General features: G+C 73.3%; 1 protein-coding gene. It reads right to left on the reverse strand.

The annotated features are described in order from the left end of the window. Window positions 1-120: 120 nt before the first annotated feature. Window positions 121-19827 carry an SDR family NAD(P)-dependent oxidoreductase gene (locus tag ACIQOU_RS07900; RefSeq protein WP_401534960.1) on the reverse strand — a complete coding sequence of 6569 codons (19707 nt, stop codon included), beginning with the start codon at window positions 19825-19827 and terminating at the stop codon, window positions 121-123. Window positions 19828-19845 lie beyond the last annotated feature (18 nt).

Below are 19845 nucleotides of genomic sequence, written 5' to 3' on the forward strand. Positions count from 1 at the left end.
CGCCGCCGGAGTACGGCGGTTGAGCGGATCGACGGGTCAACGGGTCGGCCACCCAGCGGATCAACTGGCCGCCAGAGTCGGCCGATCCGCCGGATCGACCGGATCGACCGGATCGACCGGTCAGAGGTGGTTCGGATCGGCGTCGATGATCGCGAAGAGTTCGTCCTCGCTGGCGTTCGACAGGTCGGGCAGATCCGCCAGGTCGCCGAGGTCCGGCAGGTCGGACGGGCCGCCGTCCGGTGCCCCGGCGGCGGGCCCTTCGACCCGCTTGAGCAGCGCCCGCAGCCGGGCCGCGAAGGCCACCGTGTCGGGCTCGGTGACCGAGGCGGCGGCGAACGACGCCTCCAGCTGGTCGAGTTCGGCGTCGAGCAGCGCCGTTGCGGAGACGGCGTCGTCGACGAGGTCCGCGCGCAACCGCTCCGCGAGCGCCAGTGGGGTGGGGTGGTCGAAGACGAGGGTCGCCGGAAGCCGTACGCCGGTGGCGGTGGCGAGGCGGTTGCGGAGTTCGACGGCGGTCAGGGAGTCAAAGCCGAGATCCTTGAACGGCTGGGCGGGGCCGACCGCGTCCGGGCGGTCGTGGCCGAGCACGGTGGCGGTGTGGGCGCGGACCAGGTCGAGGAGGGTCCGCCCGCGTTCACCTGCGGTCATGGTGGCCAGCCGGTCGCGCAGGGTGGGTCCGGTGACGGGCGCGGCGGCCGTCGCCCCGGCCGTCCTGCGGGCTGCCGGGCGAGCCAGGCTCCGCAGCAACGGGGAGTGGCCCGGGGTGGCTTCGCGCAGGGCACGGGTGTCGAGCCGCAACGGCACGAGGACCGCCTCGTCGGCTCCCCGGCCCGCGTCGAACAGCCGCAACCCCTCCTCGGTGGTGAGCGGGAGGATGCCCGAGCGGGCCATCCGGGCGAGGTCGGTGTCGTCGAGGTGGCCGGTCATGCCGCCGCGCTCCTCCCACAGGCCCCACGCGAGCGAGGTGCCCGGCAGCCCGCGCGCCCTGCGGTGCTGGGCGAGGGCGTCGAGGAAGGCGTTGGCGGCGGCGTAGTTGGCCTGTCCCGCGCTGCCCAGGACGGCGGCGGCCGAGGAGAACAGGACGAAGAACGACAGGTCCAGGTCGCGTGTGAGGTCGTGCAGCTGCCAGGCGCCCCGGACCTTGGGCCGCAGCACGGCGTCGATCCGGTCGCCGGTCAGCGACGTGATCAGCCCGTCGTCGAGGACGCCCGCCGCGTGCACGACACCGGTCAACGGGTGCTCGGCGGGGACCGCCGCGAGCAGCGCCGCCAGCTGCGCCCGGTCGGCGGTGTCGCAGGCGGCGACGGTCAACTCGGCGCCCAGCGCGGCTAGTTCGTCGCGCAGCTCGGCCGCGCCGGGTGCGGTGAGGCCGCGTCGGCCGGCCAGGATCAGGTGCCGTGCGCCGTGTGCGGTCACGAGGTGCCGGGCCACGGCCGAGCCGAGCGCGCCGGTGGCGCCGGTGATCAGGACGGTGCCGTCGGGGCGGGGCGGCGCCGGGACGGTGAGGACGACCTTGCCGATGTGCCGGGCCTGGCTGAGGTGCCGGACGGCCTCGGGGGCGCGGCGGACGTCCCAGGTCGTGAGGGGGGCGGGGGTGAGCGCGCCGCTCTCGAAGAGCGCGAGCAGCTCGGTGAGCATCGCGCCGATCCGTGCGGGCCCGGCCTCGATCAGCTCGAACGCCGTGTAGTGGACGCCCGGATGGTCGGCGGCGACGGTCGCCGGGTCGCGCGGATCGGTCTTGCCCATCTCGACGAACCACCCGCCGCGCGGCAGCAGTCGCAGCGACGCGTCCACGAACTCCCCGGCCAGCGCGTCGAGTACGACGTCCATGCCGTGTCCCTCGGTGGCCGTCCGGAAACGTTCCTCGAAGGCGAGGTCGCGGGAGGAGGCGATGCGGGTGTCGGGCACGCCGAGGGCGCGCAGCGCGGGCCACTTGGCGGGGCTCGCGGTGGCGTACACCTCCGCGCCCAGGTGGGCGGCGAGTTGGACGGCGGCCGTGCCGACCCCGCCGGTGGCGGCGTGCACGAGGACCCGGTCGCCCGCGCCGAGCCCGGCCAGGTCGACGAGGCCGTAGTAGGCGGTGAGGAAGACGACGGGCACGGCGGCGGCCTCCGCGAACGTCCAGCCGTCCGGCATCCGGGCGACCATCCGCTGGTCGGCGACCACGGCGGGCCCGAAGGCACCGGCGAGGAACAGCCCGAACACCCGGTCACCGGGGGCGAATCGGGTGACGTCGGGTGCGGTCTCGACGACCACTCCGGCGCCCTCGCTGCCCATGATGCCCGCGCCGGGGTACATGCCGAGCCCGATGAGGACGTCCCGGAAGTTGAGTCCGGCGGCGCGTACGGCCACCCGGATCTCCCCTGCGGCCAACGGTGCGGTGGCGGCCGGGGCGGGCAGCAGGGCCAGGTTCTCCAGGGTCCCGGCCGCCGTGACATCGAGGCGCCAGGCTCCCTCGGCGGGCGGCGCCAACGTCCCGTCGGCGTCGGGCGCGGTCAGGCGCGGGGTGTGCAAGGCGCCTGCGCGCAGGGCGAGTTGGGGTTCGTCCGACGCGAGCGCCGCAGGCAGCGCCGCCGCCGAGGCGTCGGTGTCGTCGAGGTCGACCATCCGGAAACGGCCCGGGTGTTCGGACTGCGCGGTGCGGAACAGCCCCCACAGGGCGGCCCCGGCCAGGTTCCGCACGTCCTCCTGAACGACGGTGGCCACCGCACCCCGGGTGACGAGGACCAGGCGGGCCCCGGCGAGCCGGTCATCGGCAAGCGCGGCTTGGATCAACTCGACGGTGTCCCGCACGAGCTGCTCGGTCCCGGAAACGACATCTCCCTCAACGACCGGCGGAGCGAGGACCAGGACGTCGGTCCCGGCGGGGACGCCCGCGAGATCGGCAGCCTCCCGGACCCCGGCCGCCAACAGGGCGGCCCGCACACCCGGTTCGGCCGCCCCCAGCAGAACGCCGGGTCCGGCAAGCTCCTGGGCCTCTCCCCGATGTTCCTGCCAACGGACGTGCAGGAGACCGTCGTTGACCCGGTCGCCGGTGAACTGTCCGAGGGAGACCGGCCGTACCGTCAGCGACTCGACCGAGGCGAGCGGCAGCCCGTCGGCGTCGGCGACGGTCAGGGCGACCGTGTCGGGGCCGGTGAACTCGGCCCGCACCCGGGCGGCGTCGGCGCCGGTCGCGTGCAGCGTGACGCCCTGCCAGGAGAACGGCAGCAGCGCCTCACCGTCGGCTGCGGAGGCGGGCCCGAGCCCGACGGCGTGCAGTACGGCGTCGAGGAGCGCGGGGTGGATGCCGAACCGCCGTGCGGATTCCCGCTGTTCGGGGTCGAGGGCGACCTCGGTGAACGCGCGCCCGTCGCCCTGCCACGCGGCCCGTACGCCCCGGAAGGCGGGCCCGTAGTCGTAACCGCGCGCGGCGAGACCGGCGTAGAAGCCCTCGGCGTCCACGGGGGTGGCGTCCGCCGGGGGCCAGACCGTGAGGCCCTCGCCGGCAGGTCCGTCGGCCCGCCCGAGGGTGCCGGTGGCGTGCCGGGTCCACTCCGACGCGTCCCGGCCGCGCGCGTGAACGCTGAGGGAACGGCGGCCGGTGTCGTCCGGGGCGCCGAGTTCCAGTTGCACCCGGGTGTCGGCGTCCTCGGTGAGCACCAGGGGCGCTTCGAGGATCAGCTCCTCAAGCCGGTCGCAGCCCGCCTGGTCACCGGCCTGGATGGCGAGTTCCACGAAGGCCGCGCCGGGCAGCAGGACGGTACCGCCGACGCCGTGGTCGGCCAGCCAGGTGTGCTCCCGCAGGGAGATCCGCCCCGTGCACAGCAGCCGGTCGGAGCCGGGCAGCGCCATGACGGAGTGCAGCACCGGGTGCGTGAGCGCGGTGTCGGGATCGGCGTCGCGCACGGGGGCGGGGGCGAGCCAGTACCGCTGGTGCTGGAAGGGATACGTCGGCAACGGGACCCGGCGAGCGCCCGCCGGGAACGCCCCGGCCCACTGGACCGGCACCCCGGCCACATACGCCTCACCGAGCGCGGTCAGGAACCGCCCGAGCCCACCCTTCCCGCGCCGCAGGGTGCCCACGGCCACAGCTGCCGACTCCAGCCCGGCCACGATGTCCTGCACGGCGGCCGTCAACACCGGATGCGCGCTGACCTCGACAAACACCCCGTGCCCGGCAGCAACGAGCGCCTCGATGGCCGGATGGAACAACACCGCCTGCCGCAGATTCCGGAACCAGTACCCCTCCTCCACAGCCTCCTCGACCCACGCCCCGGTCACCGAAGACCACCAGGGCACTACGGGCCGACCAGCACCGACGCCGGCCAGCGACTCAGCCAACTCCCCCTGCACAGCGTCGACATGGGCACAGTGCGAGGCGTAGTCCACGGCAACCCGGCGAGCACCCTCGACGCGGGCCAGCACGACGTCAAGCCCCGCCGGGTCACCGGCGACCACGACCGACGCGGGCCCGTTCACGGCGGCCACGGACACCCCGGCAGGCAGCAGCTCGGTCACTTCGCCCACGGGCAGAGGAACGGAAACCATCCCACCGGACCCGGACAACGACACCAGCGCCCGACTCCGCAACGCAACAACCTTCGCCCCGTCACTAAGACTCAACGCCCCCGCGACACAAGCGGCAGCGATCTCCCCCTGCGAATGCCCCACCACAGCAGCGGGCTCAACCCCATAGGACTGCCACAAGGCGGCCAACGACACCATCACCGCCCACAACACCGGCTGAACGACGTCCACGCGCCCCAACACCTCGTCGTCGCGCAGCACTTGGGCCAACGACCAGTCGACGTAGGGAGCGAGCGCCGCCTCACACTCCCGCATCCGCTGAGCGAACACCGGCGCTGTAGCGAGGAGTTCAACGGCCATCCCGGTCCACTGCGACCCCTGCCCCGGGAACACGAACACCACCCGGCCGGCGCCGGTGGGTGTGCCGGTGACGCCCTCGCCCTCGCTCACGGCGTCAAGACCGGCCAGGAATCCCTCCCGGTCCCCCGCGACCACCACCGCCCGGTGTTCCAGTACGGCACGCGTGGTCGCCAACGTGAACCCGGCATCGGCCAGCGGCAGTTGGGGGTTGGCCCGGAGCGCGGCCCCGAGTGCGGCGGCCTGGGCGAACAGCGCCTGCCCCGTACGGGCGGAGAACACCCAGGGCACGGAAGGGTCGGCCGGGAGCGCGCCGGAGCCGTCGGCTGCCCGCTCCCCCTGCGCCGACTGTTCCCCCTCCGTTGCTCGCTGACCCTCCGCCGTCCGCTCCCCCTCCTCGATGATGACGTGGGCGTTGGTCCCGCTGGCGCCGAAGGACGACACCCCGGCGCGACGCGGACGCCCCTCGGCCGCCCAGGCCCGCTCCTCGGTCAACAGCTCGACGGCGCCCGACGACCAGTCGACATGCGGCGTCGGCTCATCCACGTGCAGCGTCCGGGGCAACGTCCCGTTCCGCATGGCCTGCACCATCTTGATGACGCCGCCCACACCGGCGGCGGCCTGCGTGTGCCCGACGTTGGACTTCAACGACCCGAGATACAGCGGACGTTCACGATCCTGCCCATACGCGGCAAGCAGCGCCTGTGCCTCGATCGGGTCGCCAAGGGTCGTGCCGGTACCGTGCGCCTCCACGGCATCCACGTCGGACGGTTCGAGGCGGGCGTTCGCCAACGCCTGCCGGATCACGCGCTGTTGGGAGGGGCCGTTGGGGGCGGTGAGGCCGTTGGAGGCGCCGTCCTGGTTCACCGCGCTGCCGCGCACGATGGCCAGCACGTCGTGGCCGTGGCGGCGGGCGTCGGAGAGCCGTTCCAGGAGCAGCACGCCCACGCCCTCGCCCCAGCCGGTGCCGTCGGCTGCGGCGGCGAACGGCTTGCAGCGGCCGTCGGCGGCGAGTCCACGTTGCCGGGAGAACTCCACGAAGACACCCGGCGACGCCATCACGGTCACGCCACCGGCCAGGGCCATGGTGCACTCGCCCTGCCGCAGCGCCTGCGCCGCCAGATGCAGGGCGACCAGCGACGACGAGCAGGCGGTGTCGACGGTGACCGCGGGGCCTTCGAGGCCGAAGGTGTACGCCAGCCGCCCGGAGGCGACGGCGCCCGAACTGCCGGTCAGCAGCTGGCCTTCGACGTGGTCGGGGACGTGCTGGAGGCGGGAGGCGTAGTCGTTGTACATGACGCCCATGTAGACGCCGGTCGGGGTGCCCTTGAGGGCGGTCGGGTCGATGCCGGCGCGCTCGCAGGCCTCCCAGGTCGTCTCCAGGAGCAGCCGCTGCTGCGGGTCGGTCGCCACCGCCTCGCGCGGGCTCATCCCGAACAGGCCCGGGTCGAAGTCTGCGGCGTCGTAGAGGAAGGCGCCCTGCCGGGTGTACGCGGTGCCGGCGTGGTCCGGGTCGGGGTCGTAGAGCGCGTCGAGGTCCCAGCCCCGGTCGGCGGGGAACCCGGCAACACCGTCCTGACCTGCGGATACCAGATCCCAGAGTTCCTCGGGGGAACCGACGCCGCCGGGGTAGCGGCAGGCCATGCCGACGATCGCGATCGGCTCGTCGGCGGGCGTCCCGGCCGCCGTCGGCGGGGTCCGCTCGGCCGTGGTGCCCAGCAGCCGGGCCACCAGGTCGGCGGCGAGCGCGCCGGGGTTGGGGTGGTCGAAGACCAGGGTGACCGGGAGGGTGAGGCCGGTGGCCGCGCCGAGCCGGTTGCGGAGTTCGACGGCGGTGAGGGAGTCGAAGCCGCTGTCTTTGAAGGCGCGTTCCGGGTCCACGTCGTCGGCGCCGCCGTGGCCGAGCACCAGGGCCACCTGTGTGCGCACCAACTCCGTTACCAGGGAGGCCTGTTCGGCCGACGACAGCCCGTCGAGGCGGCCGCGCAGTCCGGCCGGGGCACCGGCGGCCGCGGGTCCGGTCCCGGCCTGGGCGCGGACCGGGGTCCGTACGAGTCCGCGCAGGACGGCGGCGACGGGTCCGGCGGCCGCCCGGAGCGCCGGGAGGTCCAGGCGGGCGGTCACCAGGAGCGCGTCGGGGTGTTCCTGGGCCGCGTCGAACAGGCTCAGGCCCTGCGCGGCGGAGAGCGGCAGCACGCCGGTGCGGGCCAGCCGGTTCACGTCGTTGTCGCCGAGCCCGCTGGTGAGTTCGCTGGTCTCAGCCCAGTAACCCCAGGCCAGGGAGGTGGCGGGCAGGCTGTGGAAGCGGCGGTGGTGGGCGAGGGCGTCCAGGAAGGTGTTGGCCGCCGCGTAGTTGGCCTGCCCCGCGGTGCCGAAGGTGGCCGACGCCGAGGAGAACAGCACGAACGCCGACAGATCGAGATCCCGGGTCAGTTCGTGCAGGTGGACGGCGGCGTCCGCCTTGGGCCGCACCACGGTGTCGAGCCGGTCGGCGTCGAGCGCGGTGAGGACGCCGTCGTCGACGGCACCGGCCGTATGGACAACGGCGGTCAGCGGATGGTCGGCGGGAATCGCGGCGAGCAGCGCGCCCAACGCGTCCCGGTCGGCAACGTCACAGGCGGTGACGGTCACCTCTGCACCCAACTCGGTTAGCTCACGGAGGAGTTCGGCCGCTCGCGGGGCTTCGGGACCGCGCCGGGCGGCCAACAGCAGGTGGCGTACACCGTGTTCGGCCACGAGGTGCCGGGCGACGAGGCCGCCGAGCGTTCCGGTGCCGCCGGTGATCAGTACGGTGCCGTCGGGGTCCCAGACGGGCCCGTCGACGGGGTGACCCGGCGTGACCCTGGCCAGCCGGGGGACGAGCAATTCGCCTTTTCGCAGGGCGAGTTGGGGTTCGTCGCGGGCTATGGCGGCGGCGAGCCGGGCCGTGGAACGTGGGTCCCCGTCCGTGTCGACGAGCACGAACCGGCCCGGATGCTCGGTCTGCGCGGAGCGGATCAACCCCCACAGCGGGGCGTGCGCCAGGTCGATGACGTCCTCGTCGTCCCGTACGCCGACGGCACCCCGGGTGACCACCACCAGCCGTGCGGGCACGGGGCGTTCGTCGTCGAGCCAGGCGTGGAGCAGGTCGAGGACGGGGGCCGTCTCGTTCCGTACGGCGGCGATGGGGTCGCCGGGCACGCCGTCGATGGTCAGCACGACGGTGCCGGTGAGGGGCGTGTCCCCGGTGACGGCGGCCCGCAGTGCGGCGAGGTCGGTGAAGGTGTGAACGGGGGCCGGGGCAGGGTCGGTTGAGGACGGCTCGGGGGTCCACTCGACCCGGAACAGCGCGTCGTGGTGCTCCTGACGCCGCTCCGCGTCACGCAACTGCCCTGCGGAGACGGGCCGCAGCGCCAGCCGCTCCACGGTCGCCACCGGCGCTCCGCCGGGATCGGTGACCGTCACCGACACGCTGTCCTCACCGAGTCGGCGGACCCGCACCCGGACGGTCGTCGCGCCCGCAGCGCGCACGCGCACCCCGCTCCAGGCGAACGGCAGCCGGATTCCGGCCGCGTCGGAGAGAACCGCGTCGGCCGCCATGGTGTGCAGACAGGCGTCGAGCAGCGCGGGATGCAGCGCGAACGCCCTTACATCCAGCCGCTGTTCATCGGGCAACGCCACCTCGGCGAGCAACTCGTCACCGTCCCGCCAGACGGCCCGCAGCCCCCGAAAAGCCGGCCCGTACTCATACCCGGCCACGGCAAGCCGCTCATAGAACCCACCGGTGTCAACCGGCACCGCCCCACCCGGCGGCCAAACCCCGGCCGGTTCTGCCGGTTCTGCCGTTTCTTCCGACCGCTCAACGGCCGTGTCGGCGGCGCCGAGTTGGCCGCTGGCGTGCCTGGTCCAGGGCCCGTCGGCGCCGGTGCGGGAGTGGATCACCAGGGTCCGTCGCCCGGTGCTGTCCGCCGCGCCGACCAGCGCTTGAAGGGTCACGGTGGCGTCGGCGGGCAGGGTCAGCGGGTTGTGCAGGGCGAGTTCGGTCACCTGGTCGCAACCCGCCTGGTCGGCGGCCTGGACGGCGAGTTCCACGAAGGCGGTGCCGGGCAGCAGCACGGTGCCGGACACGGCGTGGTCCGACAGCCAGGGCGCGGTCCGCCGCGACCAGTCCCCGGTCAGCAGGATCTCACCGGAGTCTGCGAGGGCGGTGGCCGTCAGCGCGAGGGGGTGCCGTTCGGTGGTCGACGCGGAGGTCAGCCAGTACCGCTGCTGCTGGAAGGGATAGGTAGGCAACGGCACCCGACGAGCGCCCGCCGGGAACGCACCGGCCCACTGGACCGGCACCCCGGCCACGTAGGCCTCACCGAGCGCGGTCAGGAACCGGCCGAGCCCACCCTTCCCGCGCCGCAGACTCCCCAGCGCCACAGCCGACGCCCCGAGCCCGGCCACGATGTCCTGCACGGCGGCCGTCAACACCGGATGCGCGCTGACCTCGACAAACACCCCGTGCCCGGCGGCAACGAGCGCCTCGATGGCCGGCTGGAACAACACCGCCTGCCGCAGATTCCGGAACCAGTACCCCTCTTCAACGGGTTCCTCAACCCACGCCCCGGTCACGGAAGACCACCAAGGCACCAGGGGCCGAAGGCCACTGACACCGGCGAGCGCCTCGCTCAACTCCCCCTGAACGGCATCGACATGGGCACAGTGCGAGGCATAGTCCACAGCAACCCGGCGAGCACCCTCGACCCGGTCCAGCACGACATCAAGCCCGGCCGGATCACCGGCCACGACCACAGACGCGGGCCCGTTCACGGCGGCCACGGACACCCCGGCAGGCAGCAGCTCGCCCACGTCGCTCACGGGCAACGGAACGGAAACCATCCCGCCAGACCCGGACAACGAAACAAGGGCCCGACTCCGCAGAGCAACAACCTTCGCCCCATCGCCAAGACTCAACGCCCCCGCGACACAGGCAGCAGCAATCTCCCCTTGCGAATGCCCCACCACAGCGGCCGGCTCAACCCCATAAGACCGCCACAACTCAGCCAACGACACCATCACAGCCCACAACACAGGCTGAACGACATCCACACGCCCCAACGCCTCTTCGTTGCCCAGCACTTGAGGCAACGACCAGTCGACGTAGGGCGCGAGCGCCGCCTCACACTCCCGCATCCGCCGAGCGAACACCGGCGCTGAAGCGAGGAGTTCAACGGCCATCCCCGTCCACTGCGACCCCTGACCCGGGAACACGAACACCACCCGGGCGTCATCAGCAGCCACCCCTCCAACCACACCGTGAGCGTCCCTGCCGCACGCCAAGTCATCGAGGGCGCCTAGCAGTTCGGTACGCCCAGCGCCCAGCACAACGGCCCGATGCGGAAAGGGCGCCCGCGTCGTCGCCAGAGAGAACCCGACGTCCGCCGGGGAGAGGCCGGGGTGTTCCTGGAGGTGGCTCCGCAACCGGTCGGCCTGGGCGTGGAGGGCCCGGGGGGTGCGGGCGGAGAGCATCCAGGGGAGGGGGGTGGCGGGTTCGGGGGTGGCGGCGCCAGCACCGAGGGCGGAGGTGGCGGCACCGGATGCGGGTGCGGCGGGCTCGGGCTCGGGCTCGGCGGTACCGGGTACGGGCACGGCAGCGCCGGACGCGAGCGTGACACCGCCCGATGCCGACGCGGCAGCGCCGAGCGCGACACCACCCGACACGGCCCCACCGCCATCCGGCACAGCCACCCCCGCCCCAGCCGAGGGCGACGCGAGCCCCGCCCCCCGCTCACTCCCCTCCGGTGGCTCCTCGATGATCACGTGAGCGTTGGTTCCGCCGACTCCGAATGCGGAGACGCCGGCGCGGCGGGGTCGGCCGGTCTCTGGCCAGGGCAGGGGTTCGGTCAACAGCTGGACGTCTCCGGCCGACCAGTCGACATGCGGCGTCGGCTCGTCCGCGTGCAGCGTCCGGGGCAACGTCCCGTTCCGCATGGCCTGCACCATCTTGATGACGCCGCCCACCCCGGCGGCGGCCTGCGTGTGCCCGATGTTGGACTTCAACGACCCGAGATACAGCGGACGTTCACGCCCCTGCCCGTACGCGGCAAGCAGCGCCTGTGCCTCGATCGGGTCACCGAGGGTCGTGCCGGTACCGTGCGCCTCCACAGCGTCCACGTCCGCCGGTTCGAGGCGGGCGTTGGCCAACGCCTGCCGGATCACGCGCTGTTGAGCGGGACCGTTGGGCGCGGTGAGGCCGTTGGACGCGCCGTCCTGATTCACCGCGCTGCCCCGCACCACGGCCAGCACCTCATGGCCGTTGCGCTCGGCGTCGGACAGCCGCTCAAGCAGCAGCACCCCCACCCCCTCGGACCACCCCGTGCCGTCCGCCCCCGCCCCGAACGCCTTGCAGCGGCCGTCCACCGACAGGCCCCGTTGCCGGGAGAACTCGACGAAGACGCCGGGTGTCGGCATCACGGTGACGCCGCCGGCCACCGCGAGGGAGCACTCGCCCTGCCGCAGCGCCTGCGCCGCGAGGTGCAGTGCCACCAGCGAGGCGGAGCACCCAGTGTCGACCGTCATGGCCGTGCCCTCAAGGCCGAACGTGTACGAGATGCGGCCCGAGGCCACGCTGCCGATGTTGCCGGTGAGGAGGTAGCCCTCCAGTTCCTGCGGGGCCTGGTGCATGCGGGGGCCGTAGTCCTGGGCCATGGCACCGATGAAGACGCCGGTCGAACTCCCCCTGAGAGCAGCCGGGTTGAGGCCCGCGCGTTCGAAGACCTCCCAGGTGGTCTCCAGGAGCAGCCGCTGCTGCGGGTCGGTCGCCACCGCCTCGCGCGGGCTCATCCCGAAGAACTCGGCGTCGAAGAGTGCCGCGTTCTGGAGGAAGCCGCCCCGGCGCGTGTAGGAGGTTCCGGCGTGCGCCGGGTCGGGGTCGTAGAGCGCGTCGAGGTCCCACCCTCGGTCGGTCGGGAACTCCCCGGTGGCATCCACCCCGTCCGCCACCACCCGCCACAACTCCTCCGGCGACCCCACCCCACCCGGATAACGGCAACTCATCCCCACGATCGCGATCGGCTCGTCCGGCCTCGACGCCACCGCCACGGCGGACCCCGCGTCGGCGGAGGCGGTGGCGGTGGCGGTGGCGTCCCGCTCCTGGTTGAAGAGGAGGGCGTCGAGGAAGCGGGCCAGGGCGAGGGGGGACGGGTGGTCGAAGACCAGGGTGGCGGGCAGGGTGCGGCCGGTGGCCGCGTTCAGGCGGTTGCGGAGTTCGACGGAGGTCAACGAGTCGAACCCGGCGTCCCTGAAGGCACGTTCGGGCTGGAGAGCCTGCTCGTCGGCGTGCCCGAGAACGGCTGCTGCCGCACCGCGAACGAGTTCGAGCAGAGCGTCGACCCGCCGGAATGAGGTGAGTTGGGCCAGCCGCTCGGCCAACTCCCCTCCAGGCCAGTCGAGTTCGTCACCTTCCCCATCGGTCAGCGCGCGTTGGGCCTCGGCCAGGTCGGCGAGGAGTTTCCGGGGCCGGGCGGACGCGAACACCGGGGCGAACCGGCTCCAGTCGATGTCCGCGACGGTGAGGGCGCTCTCGTCGGCGTCCAGGGCGTGGCCGAGGGCGGTGACGGCCGCGTCCGGGTCCATCGGCAGCACGCCGAGCCCGCGCCAGGCGTCCGCCGCCCCGTCCACGGCCCCCATACCGCCGCCGCCCCAGGCGCCCCAGGCGACGGAGGTGGCGGGAAGTCCCTGGTCACGGCGGTGCCGGGCGAGGGAGTCCAGGTAGGCGTTGGCCGCGCCGTAGACACCCTGGCGGGCGCTGCCCCAGACCCCCGAACCCGAGGCGAACAGCACGAACGCGTCCAGTCCGAGGCCCCGTTCGCGGGTCAGTTCGTGCAGGTGCCGGGCGCCCTCGACCTTGGGCCGCAGCACCTGTTCGACCTGGGCGGCGGTCACCTCCCCGAGCGGTGCCTCGACCAGGGTCCCGGCGGCGTGCACCACGGTCCGCAGCGGACGGTCCGTGGGCAACGAGTCCAGCAGCCGGGCGAGTTGCTCCGGGTCGGCGACATCGCACGCGACGACGGTGACCTCGGCGCCCAACTCGACGAGTTCTGAACGGAGTTCGGCCACCCCGTCGGCGTCGGGGCCACGGCGGCTGGTGAGGACCAGGTGTTCGGCCCCGGCCCGCGCGAGCCATCGGGCGACCTGGGCGCCGAGTGCGCCGGTGCCCCCGGTGACCAGAGCGGTGCCCCGCGCCCGCCAGGGCCGTCCGGACGCCTGCCGGGCCCCCGGACGCACCAGCCGACGGCCGTACAACCGCCCCTCGCGAACGGCGACTTGGTCCTCGTGATCCACCCCGGCCAGCACGGCCGGCAACACGGCGAGGGCATCGCCGCCGACGCCGGCATCGGCATCGGTATCGCCAGGCAGGTCGAGCAGACCGCCCCCGACCTGCGGCCGCTCCAGCGCACGGGCCCTGCCGAGCCCCCAGACCAGCGTCTGATCCGGCCTCGGCAACGGCTCATCGGGGCGAACGGCGACGGCACCACAGGTCGCCAGCCACACCGGCACATCCCCGGCATCCGCACCGTCCAGGGCGCGGAACAGGGCGAGCGTGCCATGGAACCCGGCAGGCGCGGCCGACCCCGCAAGACGCCGCTCATCGAGCGCGAGCAACGAGAACACACCGCTCAACGACGTGCCGGACGGCACCACACCGGCCAGATCCAGACCGGGCAACGGCACACCGGCCAGATCCACGCCGGTCGACGAAACGCCGGGCAACGGCAGACCGAGCGGGCCCGCCAATACCGAACCGCCGCCGCCGACAAGGCCGTTGGTGACGTCACTGACGTTGCCGACACCACCGTTGGACACACCGCCGTTAAAGACACGGCCGTCGCCCACACCGCCGTTGACGACGCCGTCGTTAGCGACACCGCCCTTGACGACACTGCCGTCGCCCACACCGCCGTTGGCAACGGCAGTGACGTTGCCGAGGTGGTCGTCGCTGACCGTCCAGCGCACCACCGTCGCCCCGGCGGAGCTGAGGGCGCGCGTGCAGTTCGCCACGAGGGGGTCGTCCTGTCGGCTCGCGGGGACGGCCAGCAGCCAGGTGCCGTCCAGTCGCGACGACGCGGCGACGGGCAGCGAACGCCAGGTGACGCGGTAGCGCCAGTCGTCCGGGCCACCGGCGCCCCGCCCGCGCGCAGGGGCGGACGGCAGCCAGTACCGCTCGTGCTGGAAGGCGTACGTGGGCAGTTCGACGCCGGTCGCGGACGCGCCGGGGTGAACGGCGTTCCAGTCCAGCGGCACGCCGTGCGCGTGGGCCTCGGCGAGGGAGGTCAGGAACCTGCGCCCACCGCCGTCGCCACGGCGCAGCGAGCCGAGGACGACCGCAGGGCCGCCCGTGCTCCCGACGGCTTCCTGGATGCCCGGCACCAGCACCGGATGCGGGCTGACCTCGATGAACACACCGTGCCCGTGGTCCAGCAGATCCCGTACGGCGGGTTCAAAACGCACGGTGGCCCGCAGATTGGTGTACCAGTACGCGGCGTCGAGCCCGGCCGTGTCGATCGCCTCACCGGTCACCGCCGACCAGAACGGCACCCGGGAGCCGCTCGGCCGCAGCTCCGCCAGCGCGGTGAGCAACTCCTCGCGGATCGACTCCACTTGGGCGGAGTGGGAGGCGTAGTCCACCGGGATACGGCGGGTGCGGACCTGCGCTGCCGAGAGCCGGTCGAGGAGCCCGGTGAGTGCTTCGTCGTCGCCGCTCACGACGAGGGAGGCGGGACCGTTGACGGCCGCGACGGACAACTGGCCTGCCCAGTCGGCGAGATGGGGTGCGAGGGCGTCGTAGGACAGGTTCACGGAGGCCATGCCGCCGTGCCCGGCGAGTTCGGCGCGGATCAACTGGCTGCGCAGGGCGACGACCTTGGCCCCGTCCTCCAGCGACAGCGCCCCCGCCACACAAGCTGCGGCGATCTCCCCCTGGGAATGCCCCACCACAGCAGCGGGCTCAACCCCGTAGGACCGCCACAGCTCGGCCAACGACACCATCACGGCCCACAGCACCGGCTGAACGACGTCCACGCGCCCCAACGCCTTTTCGTCGCCCAGCACTTCGGCCAACGACCAGTCGACGTAGGGCGCGAGCGCCGCCTCACACTCCCGCATCCGCCGAGCGAACACCGGCGCTGAAGCGAGGAGTTCGGCGGCCATCCCGGTCCACTGGGAGCCCTGCCCCGGGAACACGAACACCACCCGGGTGTCCTCAACGGCCGTCCCCCGCACCAGTCCTGCGACCTCTTCCCCGGCCGCCAGCGCCCGCAACCCGGCGTCGAACTCATCGCCGTCGCGCCCGACGAGCACCGCCCGGTGATTGAAACCGGACCGGGTGGTGGCCAGCGCCTGGCCGACGTCCCCCACGGCGAGACCGGGGTGCTCGGCAAGGTGCCCCCGCAACCGCCCGGCCTGGGCCCGCAACGCCCGATCGGTCCGCCCGGACAACGCCCACACCACCGGCGCGTGATCCGTTCCGCCACCGGGAACGGCAGCCGAGTCGACGCCCGCCACCGCCTGCGCGACGGGAACGCCGGGCCGGTCGGCGCCGATGACAGCCCGCCCAACGGGGCTGACGGGGCGATCGTCAACCGTGCCCGCCCGCCCAACGGCAACCCCAGACCGCCCCCCGACCGTCGCCGCCTGCTCAATGATCACGTGGGCGTTGGTCCCGCTCACGCCGAAGGACGACACCCCGGCCCGGCGCGGACGCCCGTCGACCACCCAGTCCCGCTCCTCGGTCAGCAGCTCGACCGCGCCCGACGCCCAGTCGACATGCGGCGTCGGCTCGTCCACGTGCAGCGTCCGGGGCAACCTCCCGTTGCGCATGGCCTGCACCATCTTGATGACGCCCCCGACCCCGGCGGCGGCCTGCGTGTGCCCGATGTTGGACTTCAACGACCCCAGATACAGCGGACGTTCACGATCCTGCCCGTAGGCCGCAAGCAACGCCTGCGCCTCGATCGGGTCGCCAAGGGTCGTGCCGGTACCGTGCGCCTCCACGGCATCCACATCCGACGGTTCGAGGCGGGCGTTGGCCAACGCCTGCCGGATCACGCGCTGTTGAGCGGGACCGTTGGGCGCGGTGAGGCCGTTGGACGCGCCGTCCTGATTCACCGCACTGCCCCGCACCACCGCAAGGACGGGGTGGCCGTTGCGCTCGGCGTCGGACAGCCGCTCAAGGAGCAGCACGCCCACGCCCTCGGACCACCCGGTGCCGTCCGCGCCCGCGCCGAACGCCTTGCAGCGCCCGTCCGCCGAGAGCCCCCGTTGCCGGGAGAACTCCACGAACATCCCCGGCGTGGACATGACCGTCACACCGGCCGCCACCGCGAGCGTGCACTCACCCTGCCGCAGGGACTGCGCCGCGAGATGCAGGGCGACCAGGGACGACGAGCACGCGGTGTCCACGGTGACCGCAGGGCCGCGCAGGCCCAGGACGTAGGAGAGCCGGCCGGAGGCGACGCTGCCCGTGCTGCCGGTCAGGCCGTAGCCGTCGAACTCCACGGGCAGTTCTTGCAGGCGCGGCATGTAGTCCTGGGCCATGGCGCCGACGAAGACGCCGGTGTCGCTGTCCCGCAGGGTCTCGGGGTCGAGGCCCGCGCGTTCGAAGACCTCCCAGGTGGTCTCCAGGAGCAGCCGCTGCTGCGGGTCGACGGCGAGGGCCTCCCGGGGCGAGATGCCGAAGAAGGCCGCGTCGAACCCGGCCACGTCGTCCAGGAAACCGCCGGAGCGGGTGTAACTCGTGCCGGGGCGTTGGCCGTTCGGGTCGTAGAGCGTGTCGAGGCCCCAGCCCCGGTCGGTCGGGAACTCCCCGGTGGCGTCCACCCCGTCCGCCACCACCCGCCACAACTCCTCCGGCGACCCCACCCCACCCGGATAACGGCAGCTCATCCCCACGATCGCGATCGGCTCGTCCGACCTCGACGCCACCGCCACGGGCGCAACCGCCTGCTCCGGCGCGGCCAGGGACGCCGCGAGGGCCTGCGGCGTCGGGTGGTCGAAGAGGAGGCCGACGGGGAGGGGGCGGCCGAGCGCGGCGCCGAGCCGGTTGCGCAGTTCGACGGACATGAACGAGTCGAAGCCCAGTTCCTTGAAGGTCAGGTCCGTTTCGATCGCCCCGGGCCCGGAGTGGCCGGCCATGACCCCGGAGTGTCCGAGAACGACCTCGGCGTGCGCGCGGACCAGCTCCAACGCCCTTCCGGGGTCGAGGAGTTCAGCCCCGCCCGGCTGCTCGGGCAGGTCGGCCGAGGGGGCGGTCGCGGGCCCGGCCGGGGTCACGGCCGGGGTCACGGGACGGGGAGCCGACGGCGCCGCCGACGTGTCCAGCCAGTGGCTCCGGCGCTGGAAGGCGTAGGTGGGCAGCGGGACCCGGCGCGCGTCCGCCGGGAACGCCTGCTCCCAGGTGACGTGGGCGCCCCGCACATGCAGTTCGGCCAGCGAGGTCAGCACCCGGTGCAGGGAGCCGTCACCGCGCCGCGACGACGGCACCACGGCGGCCTGCGCGCCGACCTCCTCTGCGGTCCCCTGGATCGCCATGGCCAGCACGGGATGCGGGCTCACCTCGACGAACGTCCGATGCCCCCGCTCCAGCAGGGCGCGCGTCGCCTCCTCGAACCGTACGGTCTGCCGCAGATTCCGGTACCAGTACCCGGCGTCCACGCCGGCGTCGTCGAGCCACTCGCCGGTCACCGTCGAACACAGCGGCACCCGGGGCGAGTTGGGCCGCACCGACGCCAACTCCGCGAGGAGCCGTTCCTCGACCTCCTCCACATGGGCGCAGTGCGAGGCGTAGTCGACGGGAATCCGCCGCGCCCCCTCGACCCGGTCCAGCACGGCATCGAGGCCCGCCGGATCACCGGCGACCACGACCGACGCGGGCCCGTTCACGGCAGCCACGGACACCCCGCCAGGCAGCAGTTGGGCCACCTCGTCCACGGACAGAGGAACGGAAACCATCCCACCGGACCCGGACAACGCCACCAGCGCCCGACTCCGCAGCGCAACAACCTTCGCCCCGTCACTAAGACTCAACGCCCCCGCGACACAGGCGGCGGCGATCTCCCCCTGTGAATGCCCCACCACAGCAGCGGGCTCCACCCCGTAAGACCGCCACAGCTCGGCCAACGACACCATCACCGCCCACAGCACGGGCTGAACGACATCCACGCGCCCCAACGCCTCGTCGTCGCCCAGCACTTGGGCCAACGACCAGTCGACGTAGGGAGCGAGCGCCGCCTCACACTCCCGCATCCGCCGAGCGAACACCGGTGCTGAAGCTAGGAGTTCAACGGCCATCCCCGTCCACTGCGACCCCTGCCCCGGGAACACGAACACCACCCCGGTGTCCTCAACGGCCGTGCCGCTGACCACACTTGCGGAGACCTCCCCGCCCGCCAGCGCGCCCAGCCCGGCCACGAGGTCCGCCCGGTCGGCGCCGAGCACCACGGCCCGATGCCGAAAGGCGGTACGGGTACTGGCCAACGAGACCCCGAGGTCGGCCGGAGCGAGCCCGGGATGCTCCCGCACATGCCCGAGCAACCGCTCCGCCTGCCCCCGCACCGCGTCGCCCGAACGCCCCGAGACCACCCAAGGCAGCACGCCAGAACCGGAGTTGGGCGGATTCCCGCACCCACCCTCGCTCTCGGGGGCACCCACGGTCTCCCGTCCAGGCTCGCTCCCGCCTCCCCCCAGGGGCCCCGCGCTCACCACCACATGGCAGTTGGTGCCCCCCACGCCGAAGGAGCTGACGCCGGCCGTCAGGGGGCCGTCGGTGTCCGCCCAGGGCCCGAGTTCCCGTTGCACGCGGAGGTTCAGCTGCTCCAGGCGGATCGCGGGGTTGGGGCGGGTGAAGTTCAGGCTCGGCGGGAGCTGTCGGTGGCGCAGGGCCAGCACCACCTTGAGGAGCCCGGCGATGCCCGCGGCGCCCTCCAGGTGACCGATGTTCGTCTTCACCGAGCCGACGGGCAGGGGAGCCGTGTCCGGCCGGTTGACGCCGAGCACCGCGCCGAGCGCCGCCGCCTCGACGGGGTCGCCCACCTTGGTGCCGGTGCCGTGGAGTTCGACGTACCCCACGTCGGCCGGGTCCACCCCGGCCCGCTGGTAGGCGCGTTCGAGCACGGCGGCCTGGGCATGCCGGCTCGGCACGGTCAGGCCCTCGCCGGAACCGTCGTTGTTGACGGCGCTGCCCCGGACGACGCCGTACACGGTGTCGCCGTCGGCCAGGGCGGCGGCCAGCGGTTTGAGGATCACCACGCCGCCGCCCTCGCCGCGCACGAAGCCGTTGGCCCGCGCGTCGAAGGTGTAGCAACGGCCGTCCGGGGAAAGCCCGCCGAACGCGCTGACGGTGTCCGTGCTCTCGTGGGTGAGGATGAGGTTGACGCCACCGGCGACGGCGAGGGTGGACTCGCCGCGGCGCAGGCTCTCGCAGGCCAGGTGGACGGCGACCAGGGACGAGGACTGTCCGGTGTCCATGGCCATGCTGGGGCCCCGCAGGCCCAGGACGTGGGAGATCCGGTTGGCGATGATGCCGCGCTGGACGCCGGTCATCGTGTGATGGGTGAGCGCGTCCGCGCCGTGCCGGTGCAGCAGGGTGGCGTAGTCGTCCCAGACCGCGCCGACGAAGACGCCGACCTCGGCCCCTTCGAGAACGGCGGGCACGATCCCGGCGTCCTCCAGGGCCTCCCAGCTCAGTTCGAGCATCAGGCGCTGCTGCGGGTCCATGGCCGCGGCCTCGCGCGGGGAGATGCCGAAGAACTCGGCGTCGAAGAGGTCGACGCCGTCCAGGAGCCCGGCCGGCAGCCGGCACTCCCGCGGACCGGTCGCGCCCGACCCCCGCGCGACGGCGTCACCCCCGTCCCGCAGCAGGCGCCAGAACGCCTCGGCGTCGGGTGCGCCGGGCAGCCTGCACGACAGACCAATAATCGCGATCGGGTCATTAGACGACATGGCGTGCACCCTCGGTCG

This window comes from Streptomyces sp. NPDC091279 (genome assembly GCF_044757465.1).
Taxonomy (GTDB): Bacteria; Actinomycetota; Actinomycetes; order Streptomycetales; family Streptomycetaceae; genus Streptomyces.

What these genes read in the sequence shown, in the direction of transcription:
- ACIQOU_RS07900 (WP_401534960.1), bottom strand. Translation starts at nt 19,827, where the DNA reads ATGTCGTCTAATGACCCGATCGCGATTATTGGTCTGTCGTGCAGGCTG.